This is a genomic window from Pseudomonas sp. P2S-1 (assembly GCF_057197725.1).
The window spans coordinates 3,493,019-3,508,544 of record NZ_CM170068.1 but is presented as its reverse complement, the minus strand read 5'-3'; the positions used below and the strand labels follow the sequence as shown (position 1 = coordinate 3,508,544).

At 64.7% G+C, this 15,526-nt stretch carries 14 protein-coding genes; all 14 read left to right on the top strand.

What is annotated here, in order from left to right:
* Positions 1 to 22 precede the first annotated feature (22 nt).
* Genes mraZ through ftsA form a run of 14 tightly spaced genes read left to right on the top strand, consistent with a single transcriptional unit; the run spans position 23 to position 15,522 of the window.
* Complete coding sequence (gene mraZ / locus AC2CQI_RS15470; protein ID WP_009396653.1) at positions 23 to 478, top strand: division/cell wall cluster transcriptional repressor MraZ; 456 nt, start codon at positions 23 to 25, stop codon at positions 476 to 478.
* Positions 475 to 1,422 carry a 16S rRNA (cytosine(1402)-N(4))-methyltransferase RsmH gene (rsmH, locus tag AC2CQI_RS15465; protein WP_484577222.1) on the top strand — a complete coding sequence of 316 codons (948 nt, stop codon included), beginning with the start codon at positions 475 to 477 and terminating at the stop codon, positions 1,420 to 1,422. Before mraZ ends, rsmH begins: the two co-directional genes overlap by 4 nt.
* A complete protein-coding gene (gene ftsL, locus AC2CQI_RS15460) occupies positions 1,419 to 1,712 on the top strand; it encodes a cell division protein FtsL (protein WP_075806440.1) in 294 nt (97 codons plus the stop codon). Before rsmH ends, ftsL begins: the two co-directional genes overlap by 4 nt.
* A complete protein-coding gene (locus AC2CQI_RS15455; RefSeq protein ID WP_484577221.1) occupies positions 1,709 to 3,436 on the top strand; it encodes a peptidoglycan D,D-transpeptidase FtsI family protein in 1,728 nt (575 codons plus the stop codon). Before ftsL ends, AC2CQI_RS15455 begins: the two co-directional genes overlap by 4 nt.
* Positions 3,436 to 4,899, top strand: coding sequence for a UDP-N-acetylmuramoyl-L-alanyl-D-glutamate--2,6-diaminopimelate ligase (locus AC2CQI_RS15450; RefSeq protein WP_484577220.1), 1,464 nt, complete (start codon positions 3,436 to 3,438; stop codon positions 4,897 to 4,899). The genes AC2CQI_RS15455 and AC2CQI_RS15450 overlap by 1 nt, the downstream gene beginning before the upstream one ends.
* Entirely contained in the window at positions 4,892 to 6,259 is a 1,368-nt protein-coding gene (locus AC2CQI_RS15445; RefSeq protein WP_484577219.1) for a UDP-N-acetylmuramoyl-tripeptide--D-alanyl-D-alanine ligase, read from the top strand. The genes AC2CQI_RS15450 and AC2CQI_RS15445 overlap by 8 nt, the downstream gene beginning before the upstream one ends.
* A complete protein-coding gene (gene mraY, locus AC2CQI_RS15440; RefSeq protein WP_042122971.1) occupies positions 6,259 to 7,341 on the top strand; it encodes a phospho-N-acetylmuramoyl-pentapeptide-transferase in 1,083 nt (360 codons plus the stop codon). The genes AC2CQI_RS15445 and mraY overlap by 1 nt, the downstream gene beginning before the upstream one ends.
* Before the next feature lie 5 nt (positions 7,342 to 7,346).
* On the top strand, positions 7,347 to 8,693 hold the full coding sequence (gene murD, locus AC2CQI_RS15435; RefSeq protein ID WP_484577218.1) for a UDP-N-acetylmuramoyl-L-alanine--D-glutamate ligase: 1,347 nt from the start codon (positions 7,347 to 7,349) through the stop codon (positions 8,691 to 8,693).
* Entirely contained in the window at positions 8,690 to 9,907 is a 1,218-nt protein-coding gene (ftsW, locus tag AC2CQI_RS15430; protein WP_075806445.1) for a putative lipid II flippase FtsW, read from the top strand. Before murD ends, ftsW begins: the two co-directional genes overlap by 4 nt.
* Positions 9,897 to 10,976 (top strand): undecaprenyldiphospho-muramoylpentapeptide beta-N-acetylglucosaminyltransferase, encoded by a 1,080-nt coding sequence (gene murG / locus AC2CQI_RS15425; RefSeq protein ID WP_484577217.1) that lies wholly within the window; start codon positions 9,897 to 9,899, stop codon positions 10,974 to 10,976. The genes ftsW and murG overlap by 11 nt, the downstream gene beginning before the upstream one ends.
* Positions 10,969 to 12,423 (top strand): UDP-N-acetylmuramate--L-alanine ligase, encoded by a 1,455-nt coding sequence (gene murC / locus AC2CQI_RS15420; RefSeq protein ID WP_075806447.1) that lies wholly within the window; start codon positions 10,969 to 10,971, stop codon positions 12,421 to 12,423. Before murG ends, murC begins: the two co-directional genes overlap by 8 nt.
* Positions 12,420 to 13,379 (top strand): D-alanine--D-alanine ligase, encoded by a 960-nt coding sequence (locus tag AC2CQI_RS15415; RefSeq protein ID WP_075806448.1) that lies wholly within the window; start codon positions 12,420 to 12,422, stop codon positions 13,377 to 13,379. Before murC ends, AC2CQI_RS15415 begins: the two co-directional genes overlap by 4 nt.
* A gap of 4 nt (positions 13,380 to 13,383) precedes the next feature.
* Complete coding sequence (locus tag AC2CQI_RS15410) at positions 13,384 to 14,253, top strand: cell division protein FtsQ/DivIB (RefSeq protein ID WP_075806449.1); 870 nt, start codon at positions 13,384 to 13,386, stop codon at positions 14,251 to 14,253.
* 15 nt (positions 14,254 to 14,268) lie between these two features.
* Positions 14,269 to 15,522: a cell division protein FtsA gene (gene ftsA, locus AC2CQI_RS15405; RefSeq protein WP_009396676.1), complete on the top strand. Its 1,254-nt coding sequence runs from the start codon at positions 14,269 to 14,271 to the stop codon at positions 15,520 to 15,522.
* Positions 15,523 to 15,526: the final 4 nt, after the last annotated feature.

Below are 15,526 nucleotides of genomic sequence, written 5' to 3'. Positions count from 1 at the left end.
TAACATTTAGGGAAGCGCAGCCGTGTTTCGCGGAGCAAACGCAATCAACCTCGACGCCAAGGGCCGTCTCGCAATGCCGAGCCGGTACCGTGACGAGCTTGATTCGCGCAGTTCCGGACAACTGATCGTGACGATCGACGCTGTGGATCCCTGCTTATGTGTGTACCCGCTCGACGAGTGGGAACTGATCGAAGCGAAATTGCGCGCCTTGCCGTCGTTACGTGAAGAGAACCGCCGCCTGCAGCGTTTGCTGATCGGTAATGCGGTAGATCTGGAACTCGACGGCAGCGGGCGTTTTCTGGTTCCGCCGCGTCTGCGCGAATACGCCAAGCTCGACAAGCGCGCGATGCTGGTGGGGCAACTGAACAAATTCCAACTGTGGGACGAGGATGCCTGGAACGCTGTTTCTGCAGCGGATCTGGCAGCCATTCAACAACCGGGCGCCATGCCTGACGAACTGCGTGATTTGATCCTGTGACTATTGATAGCGGCTTTAACCACATCACCGTACTTCTGGACGAGGCCGTCGAGGCTCTTTCGGTGCGCGCGGATGGCTGCTATCTGGATGGCACCTTCGGACGCGGTGGGCACAGTCGTCTGATTCTGCAGAACCTCGGCCCGGGAGGTCGTCTCCTCGGGTTCGACAAGGATCCTCAAGCGATTGCCACCGGGCAAGCGCTGGCGGCCGAAGACGGCCGCTTTGTCATTGTGCAGCGCAGTTTTGCCGAGCTGGGTTCGGAAGTCGCCGAGCGCGGTCTGGCCGGCAAGGTCAGCGGCGTGCTGTTCGACCTCGGCGTGTCTTCGCCACAACTGGACGACCCGGAGCGCGGCTTCAGCTTCCTCAATGACGGTCCGCTGGACATGCGCATGGATCCATCCCGTGGCGTCAGCGCGGCCGAGTTCGTCGCCACCGCCCCGGAAGAAGAAATCGCCCGTGTCTTCAAGGAATACGGCGAAGAGCGTTTCGCCAAGCGCATGGCCCGTGCCGTGGTCCTGCGTCGCGAAGAGCAGCCGTTCACCCGCACCGCCGACCTGGCGGAAGTGCTCAAGGTCGCCAACCCTGCGTGGGAAAAGGGCAAGAACCCGGCAACCCGTGCGTTCCAGGGGCTGCGCATTCACGTCAACAATGAACTGGGCGATCTCGAGGCCGGTCTCGACGCCGCGCTGGAGGCCCTGGAGGTCGGTGGCCGTCTGGCGGTGATCAGCTTCCATTCCCTCGAAGACCGCATCGTCAAACTCTTCATGCGCAAGCTGGCCAAGGGCGAGCAGGACAACCTGCCGCGCAACCTGCCAGTGCAGTTCAAGCCGTTCGAGCCGAAGATCAAGCTGATCGGCAAGGCGCAGTTCGCCTCCGACGCTGAACTCAAGGCCAACCCACGTTCGCGCAGCGCCGTCTTGCGTGTGGCGGAGAAGCTTCGGTGAGCAGGCTCTACGCCAAACCCTTGCCAGGCGGAAGCTTCCTGATGCTTCTGCTGTTCGTTGGCGTGCTCGTGTCCTCGGTCGCGGTGTCCTACAGCGCGCACTGGAACCGGCAGTTGCTGAACACCCTGTACGGCGAACTCAACGAGCGCGACAAGGCGCAAGCCGAGTGGGGCCGCCTGATTCTCGAGCAAAGCACCTGGACGGCCCACAGCCGCATCGAAGCCCTGGCCAGCGAGCAGTTGAAAATGCGCGTTCCTGCCGCTGACGAAGTGCGGATGGTGGCGCCATGATGAAGCTCGAGGGCGCCCTCTATCCCTGGCGCTTCCGGGTCGTACTGGGTTTGCTGGCCTTGATGGTCGGTGCCATTGCCTGGCAGATCATCGATCTGCAAGTGGTCGACCGCGATTTCCTGAAAAGCCAGGGTGACGCCCGCAGCATGCGGCACATTCCGATCCCTGCGCACCGTGGCCTGATCACCGATCGCAACGGCGAGCCCCTGGCCGTCAGTACCCCGGTCACCACCCTGTGGGCCAACCCCAAGGAAATGCAGGCCTCCAAGGAGCGCTGGCCGGCATTGGCCACGGCGCTCGGGCAGAACCCCAAGCAACTCGCCGAGCGCCTTGAGCAGCAGGCGAACAAGGAATTCATCTACCTGGTCCGGGGCCTGACTCCCGAGCAGGGTCAGTCGGTGCTCGACCTCAAGGTTCCCGGTGTCTATGGCATCGAGGAATTCCGTCGTTTCTATCCGGCCGGTGATGTGGCCGCGCATATGGTCGGCTTCACCGACCTCGACGACCACGGTCGCGAAGGTGTGGAACTGGCCTACGACGAATGGCTGGCCGGCGTGCCCGGCAAGCGCCAGGTGATCAAGGACCGGCGTGGTCGCTTGATCAAGGATGTCCAGGTCACCAAGAACGCCAAGGCCGGGAAGACCTTGGCGTTGTCGATTGACCTGCGCCTGCAATACCTGGCCACCCGCGAGCTGCGCAATGCCATTGCCGAGCAGGAGGCGAAAGCCGGCAGCCTGGTGATCATGGATGTGAAGACCGGCGAAGTCCTGGCCATGGTCAACCAGCCGACCTACAACCCGAACAACCGCCGCAGCATGTTCCCGGCCGCGATGCGCAACCGGGCGATCATCGACGTCTTCGAACCCGGTTCGACCGTCAAGCCGCTGTCCATGAGTGCCGCGTTGCAGAGCGGGCGCTGGAAACCGACCGACAAGGTCGAGGTCTATCCGGGCACCCTGCAACTGGGCCGCTACACCATTCGCGACGTGTCCAAGACCGAGGGTCCGATCCTCGACCTGACCGGCATCCTGATCAACTCCAGTAACGTGGGCATGTCCAAGGTCGCCTTCGATATCGGCGGCGAGGCGATCTACCGGGTGATGTCGCAACTGGGCCTGGGCCAGTACACCGGCCTCGGTTTCCCGGGCGAGCGCGTTGGCAACCTGCCGAACCACCGTGAATGGCGCAAGGCCGAGACCGCGACGCTGTCCTACGGCTACGGCTTGTCGGTGACTGCGCTGCAACTGGTGCATGCCTACGCGGCCCTGGCCAACGACGGCAAGATGGTTCCGCTGAGCATTCTCAAGGTGGACAAGGCCCCGGAATCGACCCAGGTGGTGCCGAAGGAAACCGCAGAGACCATCCAGCAGATGCTGCAACAGGTGATCGAGGCGCCGCGCGGTGTCTTCCGTGCACAGGTCCCGTCCTATCACGTGGCCGGCAAGTCGGGTACCGCGCGTAAGGCCACCATCGGCTCCAAGGGCTACACCGAAAACGCCTACCGTTCCCTGTTCGCCGGCTTCGGGCCGATGAGCGATCCGCGCTATGCCATCGTCGTGGTGATCGACGAGCCAAGCAAAGGCGGCTACTTCGGTGGCCTGGTTTCTGCCCCCGTATTCAGCAAGGTCATGTCGGGCACCCTGCGGCTGATGAACGTGCCGCCGGATAACCTGCCCCCTACGCAGCAAGCTGATGCTGCGCCCGCCAAAGGAGGGCGCGGTTGATGACGATGCCACTGAGCAAACTGTTTGCTAACGCCAGCAGCGATCCGCTGATTCGCGAACTGACCCTGGACAGCCGCAATGTGCGTCCAGGCGACCTGTTCCTGGCTGTGCCAGGCGCCAAGGTCGATGGCCGCGACCATATTGCCGACGCCCTGAAACGCGGCGCGGCGGCGGTTGCCTATGAAGTGCAGGGCGCCACCGTCCTGCCGATCACCGATGCGCCGCTGATTCCGGTGAAAGGCCTGATCGCCCAGCTTTCGGACATTGCCGGACGCTTTTACGGCGAGCCGAGCCGGCTGCTGGACCTGGTGGGTGTTACCGGTACCAACGGCAAGACCAGCGTGACCCAACTGGTCGCCCAGGCCCTCGACCTCTTGGGCCAGCACTGCGGCCTGATCGGCACCCTGGGTACCGGCTTCTACGGCGCGCTGCAAAGCGGTCGGCTGACCACCCCCGACCCGCTCGCCGTGCAGGCCACCCTCAACGACCTGAAAAAGGCCGGTGCCCGCGCCGTCGCCATGGAAGTGTCGTCCCACGCCCTGGAGCAGGGCCGGGTCGCTGCGCTGGCCTTCGATATCGTGGTGATGACCAACCTGTCCCGCGACCACCTCGATTATCACGGCAGCATGGAAGCCTACAAGGCGGCCAAGGCCAAGCTGTTCGCCTGGCCGAACCTGCGTTGCCGGGTGGTCAACCTGGATGATGATTTCGGTCGCGAACTGGCGGCCGAGCAGCGCGAGTCGCGGCTGATCAGCTACAGCCTCAAGGATCCGTCGGCCACCCTGTATTGCCGCGAAGCCACCTTCGACGACGATGGCGTGCGCGCCGTGCTGGTCACGCCGCAAGGCGAGCACATGCTGCGCAGCCGCCTGCTCGGTCGCTTCAACCTGAGCAATATGCTGGCTGCGGTCGGCACCTTGCTGGCGATGGACCATCCGCTCGATGAAATTCTGAAAGTCACCGCCAAGCTGGAAGGCCCGATCGGCCGCATGCAGCGTCTTGGCGGTGGCAGCAAGCCGCTGGTGGTGGTCGATTACGCCCACACTCCGGATGCCCTGGAAAAGGTTCTCGAAGCCCTGCGTCCGCATGCCCGTGGTCAGCTGACCTGCCTGTTCGGCTGCGGCGGTGACCGTGATCGCGGCAAGCGTCCGCTGATGGCGGAGCTGGCGGAGCGTCTGGCCGATCGCGTCGTCGTCACCGATGACAACCCGCGTACCGAAGATCCTCAGGCCATCTTCGACGATATTCGCCCCGGCTTCTCCAGGGTTGAAAGCGTGGAGTTCATTGCCGGTCGTGGCGAGGCGATCGCCCGTGTCATCGCTGCTGCCGGTGTCGACGACGTCATCGTCCTGGCCGGCAAAGGCCACGAGGACTACCAGGAAATCAACGGCGAACGTCACGACTTTTCCGATCTTGTAGAAGCCGAGAAGGCCCTTGCAGTCTGGGAGGCCTCCCATGCTTGAAGCCCTGTCCCTGAGCCAGTTGACTGAAACCCTGCAAGGCCGCCTGCTGGGCGCCGATGCGCGTTTCGACGGCGTCAGCATCGACAGCCGCAAGATCGCGCCGGGTCAGCTGTTCATCGCATTGACCGGGCCGCGTTTCGACGGCCACGACTACCTCGACGAAGTAGCGGCCAAGGGCGCCGTTGCGGCGCTGGTGGAGCGTGAGGTTCCAGGTTCCAGCCTGCCGCAACTGCTGGTGGCCGATGCCCGTGTGGCCCTGGGTCAGTTGGGGGCGCTGAACCGTCGCGCCTTCAAGCACCCGGTGGCGGCGATCACCGGTTCCAGCGGCAAGACCACGGTCAAGGAAATGCTCGCCAGCATCCTCGCGACCCAGGGCCCGGTGCTGATGACCCGTGGCAACCTGAACAACGATCTCGGCGCTCCGCTGACCCTGCTCGAACTGGCGCCGCAACATACTGCGGCGGTGATCGAACTGGGCGCCAACCATGTCGGCGAGATCCGCTACACCGTCGGCCTGACCCAACCGCATGTCGTGCTGATCAACAATGCCGGTACGGCTCATGTCGGCGAGTTCGGTGGTCCGGAGAAGATTGTCGAAGCCAAGGGCGAGATCCTCGAAGGACTGGGGGAGGGTGGCGTCGCGGTATTGAACCTGGACGACAAGGCCTTTGGCATATGGAAACAGCGCGCCGGTAAACATGCCGTGCTGAGCTTCGCCCTGAGCAATAGCGCCGCCGATTTCCACGCCAGCGATATCACCCACGACGAGCGCGGTTGCCCGTCCTTCGTCCTGCATGCGCCGCAAGGCCAGGTGGCGATCCAGCTGAACCTGCTTGGCACCCACAATATCGCCAACGCCCTGGCTGCCGCGGCCGCCGCACAGACCTTCGGCGTCTCGCTGCAAGGCATCGCCGAAGGCCTGAATACCGTGCAACCGGTCAAGGGCCGCGGCGTCGCGCAGGTCGCGCCCAGCGGCATCCGGGTGATCGACGATACCTACAACGCAAACCCCACCTCGGTATGCGCGGCCATTGATATACTCGCCGGCTTTTCCGGCCGCACCGTCCTGGTGCTCGGGGATATCGGTGAGTTGGGCCAGTGGGCCGAAGAGGGCCACCGCGAGGTCGGGGACTATGCCAGGGGCAAGGTTGCCGCGCTGTATGCCGTAGGTCCGATGATGGCCCATGCGGTCAAGGCCTTTGGCCAGAATGCCCGCCATTTCACCAATCAAGCTGACCTGATCGCCGCCGTTCGCGGCGAGCAGGCCATCAACACCACCATTTTGATCAAGGGTTCGCGTAGCGCTGCGATGGAAAACGTCGTGGCGGCCTTGTGCGATTCCAGCGGGGAGAAACATTAATGCTGCTGCTGTTGGCCGAGTATCTGCAACAGTTCTACAAGGGCTTCGCGGTCTTCCAGTACCTGACCCTGCGCGGGATCCTGGGCGTACTGACCGCGCTGTCCCTGGCCCTGTGGCTGGGCCCATGGATGATCCGTACCCTGCAGATCCGCCAGATCGGCCAGGCCGTGCGTAACGACGGCCCGCAATCGCACCTGTCCAAGTCCGGCACCCCGACCATGGGTGGCGCGCTGATCCTTTCCGCCATCGGCGTGAGCACCCTGCTCTGGGCCGACCTGAGCAACCGTTATGTCTGGGTGGTGCTGATCGTCACCTTGCTGTTCGGCGCCATCGGCTGGGTCGACGACTACCGCAAGGTGATCGAGAAGAACTCCCGTGGCCTGCCGAGCCGCTGGAAATACTTCTGGCAGTCGGTGTTCGGCCTGGGTGCGGCGATCTTCCTTTATATGACCGCGCCGACCAGCGTCGAAACCACCCTGATCGTGCCGATGCTCAAAGACGTCACCATTCCCCTGGGCGTCGGCTTCGTGGTGCTGACCTACTTCGTCATCGTCGGCTCGAGCAACGCGGTCAACCTGACCGACGGCCTCGACGGCCTGGCGATCCTCCCGACCGTGCTGGTGGGCGGTGCCCTGGGCATCTTCTGCTACCTGTCGGGCAACGTGAAATTCGCTGAATACCTGCTGATCCCGTATGTCCCGGGCGCAGGCGAGCTGATCGTGTTCTGCGGCGCGCTGATCGGTGCCGGCCTCGGTTTCCTCTGGTTCAACACCTATCCGGCCCAGGTCTTCATGGGCGACGTCGGTGCCCTGGCACTGGGCGCCGCGCTGGGCACCATCGCGGTGATCGTTCGCCAGGAAATCGTCCTGTTCATCATGGGCGGCGTGTTCGTCATGGAGACCCTCTCGGTGGTCATCCAGGTCGCGTCGTTCAAGCTGACCGGCAAGCGGGTATTCCGCATGGCGCCGATCCATCACCACTTTGAACTCAAGGGCTGGCCCGAGCCGCGTGTGATCGTCCGCTTCTGGATCATCACCGTGATTCTCGTGCTGATCGGCCTGGCAACCCTGAAACTGAGGTAGAACGCGTGTCCTTGATCGCAACTGACCACTTCCGCATCGTTGTCGGCCTCGGCAAGAGCGGCATGTCCCTGGTTCGCTTCCTGGCGAACCGGGGCATTGCGTTTGCGGTCGCCGACACGCGCGAGAACCCGCCGGAGCTGGCGACCCTGCGTCGCGACTACCCGCAGGTGGAAGTGCGTTGTGGCGAACTGGACGTGGACTTCCTCTGCCGCGCCGACGAGCTGTACGTCAGCCCCGGCCTGGCCCTCGCTACCCCAGCCCTGCAGCAGGCAGCAGCGCGTGGCGTGAAGCTGTCCGGTGATATCGAACTGTTCGCGCGTCACGCGAAGGCGCCGATCGTCGCCATCAGCGGTTCCAACGCCAAGAGCACCGTGACCACCCTGGTCGGCGAGATGGCGGCTGCGGCGGGCAAGCGCGTGGCGGTAGGCGGCAACCTCGGCACCCCGGCCCTCGACCTGCTCAGCGATGACGTCGAGCTGTACGTGATGGAGCTGTCGAGCTTCCAGCTGGAAACCACCGACCAGCTCAATGCCGAAGTGGCCACCGTGCTCAACGTCAGCGAAGACCACATGGACCGCTACAGCGGCCTGCCGGCCTACCACCTGGCCAAGCACCGGATCTTCCGTGGCGCGCGCCAGGTCGTGGTCAACCGTCAGGACGCCCTGAGCCGTCCGCTGCCGGTGGAAAACCAGCCATGCTGGACCTTCGGCCTGAACAAGCCTGACTTCAAGGCCTTCGGCCTGCGTGAAGAAGACGGCGAGAAATACCTGGCCTTCGAATTCCAGAACCTGATGCCGGTTCGCGAGCTGAAGATCCGTGGCGCGCACAACCAATCCAACGCCCTGGCGGCGCTGGCCCTGGGGCATGCCGTGGGCCTGCCGTTCGAGGCCATGCTGGAAAGCCTGCGTGCGTTCGGTGGCCTGGCCCACCGTTGCCAGTGGGTGCGTGAGCTGAACGGCGTCAACTACTACGACGACTCCAAGGCCACCAACGTCGGTGCTGCCCTGGCTGCGATCGAAGGCCTGGGTGCCGATATCGACGGCAAGCTGGTGCTGATCGCCGGCGGCGATGGCAAGGGTGCGGACTTCTCCGCCCTGCGTGCGCCGGTTGCCGAACACTGCCGCGCCGTGGTCCTGCTGGGCCGCGACGCCGAGCTGCTGGCCGAAGCCCTGGGTGACAGCGTGGCGCTGATCCGGGTCAGGACCCTCGAGGAAGCCGTGCACAAATCTGCCGAACTGGCCGAGCCCGGCGATGCCGTGCTGCTGTCCCCGGCCTGCGCCAGCCTCGACATGTTCAAGAACTTCGAAGAGCGTGGGCGCCTGTTCGCCCAGGCCGCAGGAGAACTGGCATGATCTTCGGCGCCATCAAGCCCTATCCGTCGCCGCTGATCAGCGGTCGTGGCATCGACCTGGACTTCCCGTTCCTGGTCGGCTGCCTGGCGTTGCTCGGTCTGGGCCTGGTGATGATCACCTCGGCATCGTCGGAAGTCGCGGCGGCGCAGTCGGGCAATCCGCTCTACCACATGTACCGCCACCTGGTGTACGTCGGGCTCGGCGTGGGTGCCTGCCTGGTCACCATGATGGTGCCGCTCTCCACCTGGCAGCGCATGGGCTTCCTGATGCTGATCGGTGCCTTCGGCCTGCTGGTCGCGGTGCTGATCCCGGGGATCGGCCGCGAAGTGAATGGCTCGATGCGCTGGATCGGCTTCAGCTTCTTCAACGTCCAGCCCTCGGAGATCGCCAAGGTCTTCGTGGTGGTCTACCTCGCCGGCTACCTGGTGCGCCGCCAGCAGGAAGTGCGGGAAAGCTGGATGGGCTTCTTCAAGCCGTTCATCGTCCTCCTGCCGATGGCCGGCCTGCTGCTGATGGAGCCGGACTTCGGCGCCACCGTGGTGATGATGGGCTCGGCGGCGGCGATGCTGTTCCTCGGCGGGGTGGGACTGTTCCGCTTCGGTCTGATGGTGGTGCTGGCGGTGGGCGCGGTGTTCGTCCTGGTCCAGGCCCAGCCGTACCGGATGGCGCGTCTGATCACCTTCACCGACCCCTGGGCCGACCAGTTCGGTTCCGGCTACCAGCTGACCCAGGCGCTGATCGCCTTCGGTCGTGGTGAGTGGTTCGGCGTCGGCCTGGGCAACAGCGTGCAGAAGCAGTTCTACCTGCCGGAGGCCCACACCGACTTCGTGTTCTCGGTGCTTGCCGAAGAGCTGGGGGTGATCGGTTCGCTGCTGACCGTGGCGCTGTTCGTCTTCGTCACCGTGCGCGCGCTGTACATCGGCCTGTGGGCGGAAAAAGCCAAGCAATTCTTCTCCGCCTACGTGGCCTTCGGCCTGGCCTTCCTGTGGATCGGCCAGTTCCTGATCAACATCGGGGTGAACGTCGGCCTGCTGCCGACCAAGGGCCTGACCCTGCCGTTCCTCAGCTACGGGGGCAGCTCGCTGGTGATCTGCTGTGCCTGCGTCGGCTTGTTGTTGCGCATCGAGTGGGAGAGCCGCACGCACCTGGGCAGCGAGGAGCACGAATTCGACGAAAACGATTTTGCCGAGGAGCCGAATCATCATGGCCGCTGACGGCAAGAACGTATTGATCATGGCCGGCGGCACCGGCGGCCATGTGTTCCCGGCGCTGGCTTGCGCCCGGGAATTCCAGGCGCGCGGCTTCACCGTGCACTGGCTGGGCACGCCACGCGGCATCGAGAACGAACTGGTGCCGCAGGCCGGCCTGCAACTGCACCTGATCAACGTCACCGGGCTGCGCGGCAAGAGCAAGCTGTCGCTGCTCAAGGCGCCGTTCACCCTGGTCAAGGCGGTGCTCCAGGCGCGCCGGATCATGCGCCAGGTCAAGCCGGTCTGCGTGGTCGGCTTCGGTGGCTACGTCACCGGCCCTGGCGGCGTGGCCGCGAAGCTGTGCGGCGTGCCGGTGGTGATCCACGAGCAGAACGCCCGTGCCGGTACTGCCAACCGCTTGCTGGTGCCACTGGCCGGTCGGGTCTGCGAAGCCTTCCCGGAGACCTTTGGTGCCAGCGACAAGCGCCGTACCACCGGCAACCCGGTGCGTGCCGAACTGTTCCTGGAACCAGTGCGCGAAGCCCTGGCCGGACGCCGTGCGCGCCTGCTGGTACTGGGCGGCAGCCTCGGCGCCGAGCCGCTGAACAAGCTGTTGCCCCAGGCCCTGGCCCTGGTGCCGGAAGCCATCCGGCCCGAGGTGTTCCACCAGGCCGGGAAGCATCATGACCAGATCACTGCCGAGCGTTATCGCGAAGCAGGGATCGAGGCTCAGGTAGAGCCCTTCATCAAGGATATGGCCCAAGCCTATGGCTGGGCCGACCTGGTGGTGTGCCGTGCCGGTGCGCTGACCGTCAGCGAGCTGGCGGCCGCCGGACTGCCGTCGATGCTGGTGCCCTTGCCCCATGCGATCGACGACCACCAGACCCACAACGCCCATTATCTGGCACGTGAAGGCGCCGCCTTCCTGATGCCGCAAGCGACAACTGGCGCAGCGCAGCTCGCTGAACGCCTGAACGAGGTGCTGATGCAACCGGAAAAACTCGACACCATGGCCACCACGGCACGCCGCCTGGCCAAACCTGCTGCAACCCGCACCGTGGTCGATATCTGCCTGGAGGTGGCCCATGGTTGAGAACCAGAAAGCCATGCCCCAGCCTGAAATGCGCCGCATCCGTCGCATCCACTTCGTCGGTATCGGCGGCGTGGGCATGTGCGGCATTGCCGAAGTGCTGCTGAACCTGGGTTACCAGGTGTCCGGCTCGGACCTCAAGGACTCGGCCGTGACCGAGCGCCTGAAGTCCTTCGGCGCGGAAATCTTCATCGGCCACCGTGCCGAGAACGCCGCCAGCGCCGATGTGCTGGTGGTCTCCAGCGCCATCAACACCGCCAACCCGGAAGTCGCCACCGCGCTTGAGCGCCGCATTCCAGTGGTGCCGCGTGCCGAGATGCTCGCCGAGCTGATGCGCTATCGCCACGGCATCGCCGTCGCCGGTACCCACGGCAAGACCACCACCACCAGCCTGCTGGCCTCGGTCTTCGCCGCCGGTGGCCTGGATCCGACCTTCGTCATCGGTGGCCGCCTGAACGCCGCGGGTACCAATGCCCAACTCGGTACCAGCCGCTACCTGATCGCCGAAGCCGATGAAAGCGATGCCAGCTTCCTGCACCTGCAGCCGCTGGTGGCGGTGGTCACCAACATCGACGCCGACCACATGGCGACCTACGAAGGCGACTTCAACAAGCTGAAGAAAACCTTCGTCGAGTTCCTCCACAACCTGCCGTTCTACGGCCTGGCCGTGGTCTGCCTGGACGACCCGGTGGTGCGCGAGATCCTGCCGCTGGTCAAGCGCCCGGCAGTCACCTACGGCTTCAGCGAAGAAGCCGACGTGCGGGCGATCAACGTACGCCAGTCGGGCATGCAGACCCACTTCACCGTGCTGCGCCGCGACCGCGCGCCGCTGGACGTGTCGGTCAACATGCCGGGCAACCACAACGTGCTCAATGCCCTGGCGACCATCGCCATTGCCACCGACGAAGGCATCAGCGACGAAGCCATCGTCCAGGGGCTCTCGGGCTTCCAGGGGGTTGGCCGACGCTTCCAGGTGTACGGCGAACTGCCGGTGGAAGGCGGCAACGTCATGCTGGTGGACGACTACGGTCACCACCCGACCGAGGTCGCCGCAGTGATCAAGGCCGTCCGCGGGGGCTGGCCGGAGCGCCGCCTGGTGATGGTCTACCAGCCGCACCGCTACAGCCGTACCCGCGACCTGTACGACGATTTCGTCCAGGTGCTGGGCGACGCCAACGTCTTGCTGCTGATGGAAGTCTACCCGGCCGGCGAAGAGCCGATCCCGGGCGCCGACAGCCGCCAGCTGTGCCACAGCATCCGCCAGCGCGGCAAGCTCGACCCGATCTACATCGAGCGCGGCATCGAGCTGGCGCCGCTGGTCAAGCCGCTGCTGCGTGCCGGCGACATCCTGCTGTGCCAGGGCGCCGGTGATATCGGCGGCCTCGCGCCACAACTGTTGAAAAGTCCGTTGTTCGCTGGTGCGGTTGCCAGTCAGGGGAAATCGAAATGACTGCCGAAGCCTACGCCAAGCTGCACTCCACCATTGCCCCGCAAGACTTCGGCCGCGTCGCCGTGCTCTACGGCGGCAAGAGCGCCGAGCGCGAAGTCTCGCTGAAGTCCGGTGCCGCAGTGATCGACGCGCTGCAGAGCGCGGGTGTCGACGTGGTCGCCATCGATGTCGGTGACGACCTGCTGACCCGCCTGCTCAACGAGAAGATCGATCGCGCCTTCATCATCCTCCACGGCCGTGGCGGTGAAGACGGCAGCATGCAGGGCCTGCTGGAGTGCCTGGGCATCCCGTACACCGGCAGCGGCATCCTCGCTTCGGCCCTGGCCATGGACAAGCTGCGCACCAAGCAGGTCTGGCAGAGCCTGGGTATTCCGACCCCGCTGCACACCGTGCTGGCCAGCGAAGCCGACTGTATTTCTGCAGGCGCGGAACTGGGCTTCCCTTTGATCGTCAAACCGGCCCATGAAGGTTCCAGTATCGGTATGGCGAAAGTGTCCAGCGTCGCGGAATTGATCGCGGCCTGGAAAGACGCCGCCAACTACGATTCGCAAGTGTTGGTCGAGCAGTGGATTCAAGGTCCGGAGTTCACCGTTGCGGTGCTGCGCGACCAGGTTCTGCCGCCAATCGCCCTGGGCACCCCGCATTCGTTCTACGACTACGACGCCAAGTACCTGGCTTCCGATACCCAGTACCGGATCCCGTGTGGCCTGGACGCGGCCAAGGAACAGGAATTGATCGACCTCACCGCCCGCGCCTGCGACGCCATCGGCATCGCTGGCTGGGGCCGTGTGGATGTAATGCAGGACGAGCAGGGCCGTTTCTGGCTGCTTGAAGTCAACACCGCACCCGGCATGACCGACCATAGCCTGGTGCCCATGGCGGCACGTGCGGCCGGCCTCGATTTCCAGCAGTTGGTGCTGGCGATCCTGGCGGCCAGTGTCGAGGCGCGAGGTTAAGCCCATGCAAGGCGCGATGTTACGTCATCAGCCACCCGCTCCCGGCCGTAACAAGCCGGTGCCGCGTGGTGCCAGCCGAATGGTGGCCAAGGAGCCACTGTCGGCGCGCCTGCCCAAGCCGAACTTCAGCATCTTCAAGAAGCTGCTGTGGCCGGTCCTGCTGGTCGTCGCGGGCTTCGGTGCCTACGAGGGCGCGCAGCGGCTGATGCCCTATGCCGACCGGCCGATCACCAAGATCGCCGTACAGGGCGACCTCAGCTACATCAGCCAGCAGGCGGTGCAGCAGCGGATCGCCCCCTATGTGGCGGCGAGCTTCTTCACCGTCGACCTGGCGAGCATGCGTACCGAGCTGGAGCAGATGCCCTGGATCGCCCATGCCGAAGTGCGCCGGGTGTGGCCGGACGAAGTGGTGATCCGCCTGGAAGAACAGTTGCCGGTGGCGCGCTGGGGCGAGGATGCCTTGCTCAACAACCAGGGCCAGGCCTTCACCCCGCGCGAACTGGCGAATTACGAGCACCTGCCGCAGCTCTTCGGGCCGCAGCGCGCTCAGCAACAAGTGATGCAGCAATATCAGGTACTGAACCAGATGTTGCGTCCTTTGGGTTTCTCGATCGCACGCCTGGAGCTGCGCGAGCGGGGCAGCTGGTTCCTCACCACCGGCGCCGGCAGCGCCGGCCCGGGGATCGAACTGCTGCTGGGGCGCGACCATCTGGTGGAAAAAATGCGCCGCTTCATTGCCATCTACAACAAGACGCTCAAAGAACAGATCACGAACATCGCCCGCATCGATCTGCGTTACGCCAACGGTCTTGCCGTTGGCTGGCGGGAACCGATTGCACAGCCCGCGGCCCAACCCGCCGTGGCGAAGAATTAGAGAGAGGCAGGACCCATGGCAAATGCGCATAGCGGCAAAATGATCGTCGGGCTGGATATCGGCACGTCCAAGGTGGTGGCACTGGTGGGCGAAGTCGCCGCCGACGGCACCCTGGAGATCGTCGGTATCGGCACCCATCCATCGCGCGGGTTGAAGAAAGGCGTGGTGGTCAATATCGAGTCCACCGTGCAGTCGATCCAGCGCGCCGTCGAAGAGGCACAGCTGATGGCCGGCTGCCGGATCCACTCGGCCTTCGTCGGCGTGGCCGGCAACCACATCCGCAGCCTGAACTCCCACGGCATCGTTGCGATTCGCGACCGTGAAGTCAGCACTGCGGACCTGGAGCGGGTCCTGGACGCGGCCCAGGCCGTGGCCATTCCGGCCGACCAGCGCGTGCTGCACACCCTGCCGCAGGACTACGTGATCGATAACCAGGAAGGTGTGCGCGAGCCTCTGGGCATGTCGGGCGTGCGTCTGGAAGCCAAGGTCCACGTGGTCACCTGCGCGGTCAACGCGGCACAGAACATCGAGAAGTGCGTGCGTCGCTGCGGCCTGGAAATCGACGACATCATCCTCGAGCAACTGGCCTCGGCCTACTCGGTACTGACTGACGACGAGAAAGAGCTGGGCGTGTGCCTGGTGGACATCGGCGGCGGCACCACCGACATCGCCATCTTCACCGAAGGCGCGATCCGTCACACCGCGGTGATCCCGATCGCCGGCGACCAGGTCACCAACGACATCGCCATGGCCCTGCGTACGCCGACCCAGTACGCCGAGGAAATCAAGATTCGCTACGCCTGCGCCCTGGCCAAGCTGGCCGGTGCCGGCGAAACCATCAAGGTGCCGAGCGTCGGCGACCGTCCGCCGCGCGAGCTGTCGCGCCAGGCCCTGGCCGAAGTGGTCGAGCCGCGCTACGACGAACTGTTCACCTTGATCCAGGCGGAGCTGCGTCGCAGCGGCTACGAGGACCTGGTACCAGCGGGCATCGTCCTGACCGGTGGTACCTCGAAGATGGAAGGCGCGGTCGAGCTGGCCGAGGAAATCTTCCATATGCCGGTACGCCTCGGCGTACCACACAGCGTTCGGGGGCTGAGCGACGTGGTTCGCAACCCGATCTATTCCACTGGCGTTGGCCTGCTGACCTATGGCCTGCAGAAACAGTCCGACGGCGTGCCAGTGCCAGGTATCAGAAACGACAGCTATGGCGATGAACCTAAGGCCCCGGTGCTTGAGCGCTTCAAGCGTTGGGTCCAGGGAAACTTTTAAGTTT

Excerpts from the sequence above, each read along its gene's own strand:
- AC2CQI_RS15455 (WP_484577221.1), top strand. The coding sequence starts at position 1,709 with ATGATGAAGCTCGAGGGCGCCCTCTATCCCTGGCGCTTCCGGGTCGTA.
- AC2CQI_RS15450 (WP_484577220.1), top strand. The coding sequence starts at position 3,436 with ATGACGATGCCACTGAGCAAACTGTTTGCTAACGCCAGCAGCGATCCG.
- AC2CQI_RS15445 (WP_484577219.1), top strand. The coding sequence starts at position 4,892 with ATGCTTGAAGCCCTGTCCCTGAGCCAGTTGACTGAAACCCTGCAAGGC.
- mraY (WP_042122971.1), top strand. The coding sequence starts at position 6,259 with ATGCTGCTGCTGTTGGCCGAGTATCTGCAACAGTTCTACAAGGGCTTC.
- ftsW (WP_075806445.1), top strand. The coding sequence starts at position 8,690 with ATGATCTTCGGCGCCATCAAGCCCTATCCGTCGCCGCTGATCAGCGGT.
- murG (WP_484577217.1), top strand. The coding sequence starts at position 9,897 with ATGGCCGCTGACGGCAAGAACGTATTGATCATGGCCGGCGGCACCGGC.
- murC (WP_075806447.1), top strand. The coding sequence starts at position 10,969 with ATGGTTGAGAACCAGAAAGCCATGCCCCAGCCTGAAATGCGCCGCATC.
- AC2CQI_RS15415 (WP_075806448.1), top strand. The coding sequence starts at position 12,420 with ATGACTGCCGAAGCCTACGCCAAGCTGCACTCCACCATTGCCCCGCAA.
- AC2CQI_RS15410 (WP_075806449.1), top strand. The coding sequence starts at position 13,384 with ATGCAAGGCGCGATGTTACGTCATCAGCCACCCGCTCCCGGCCGTAAC.
- ftsA (WP_009396676.1), top strand. The coding sequence starts at position 14,269 with ATGGCAAATGCGCATAGCGGCAAAATGATCGTCGGGCTGGATATCGGC.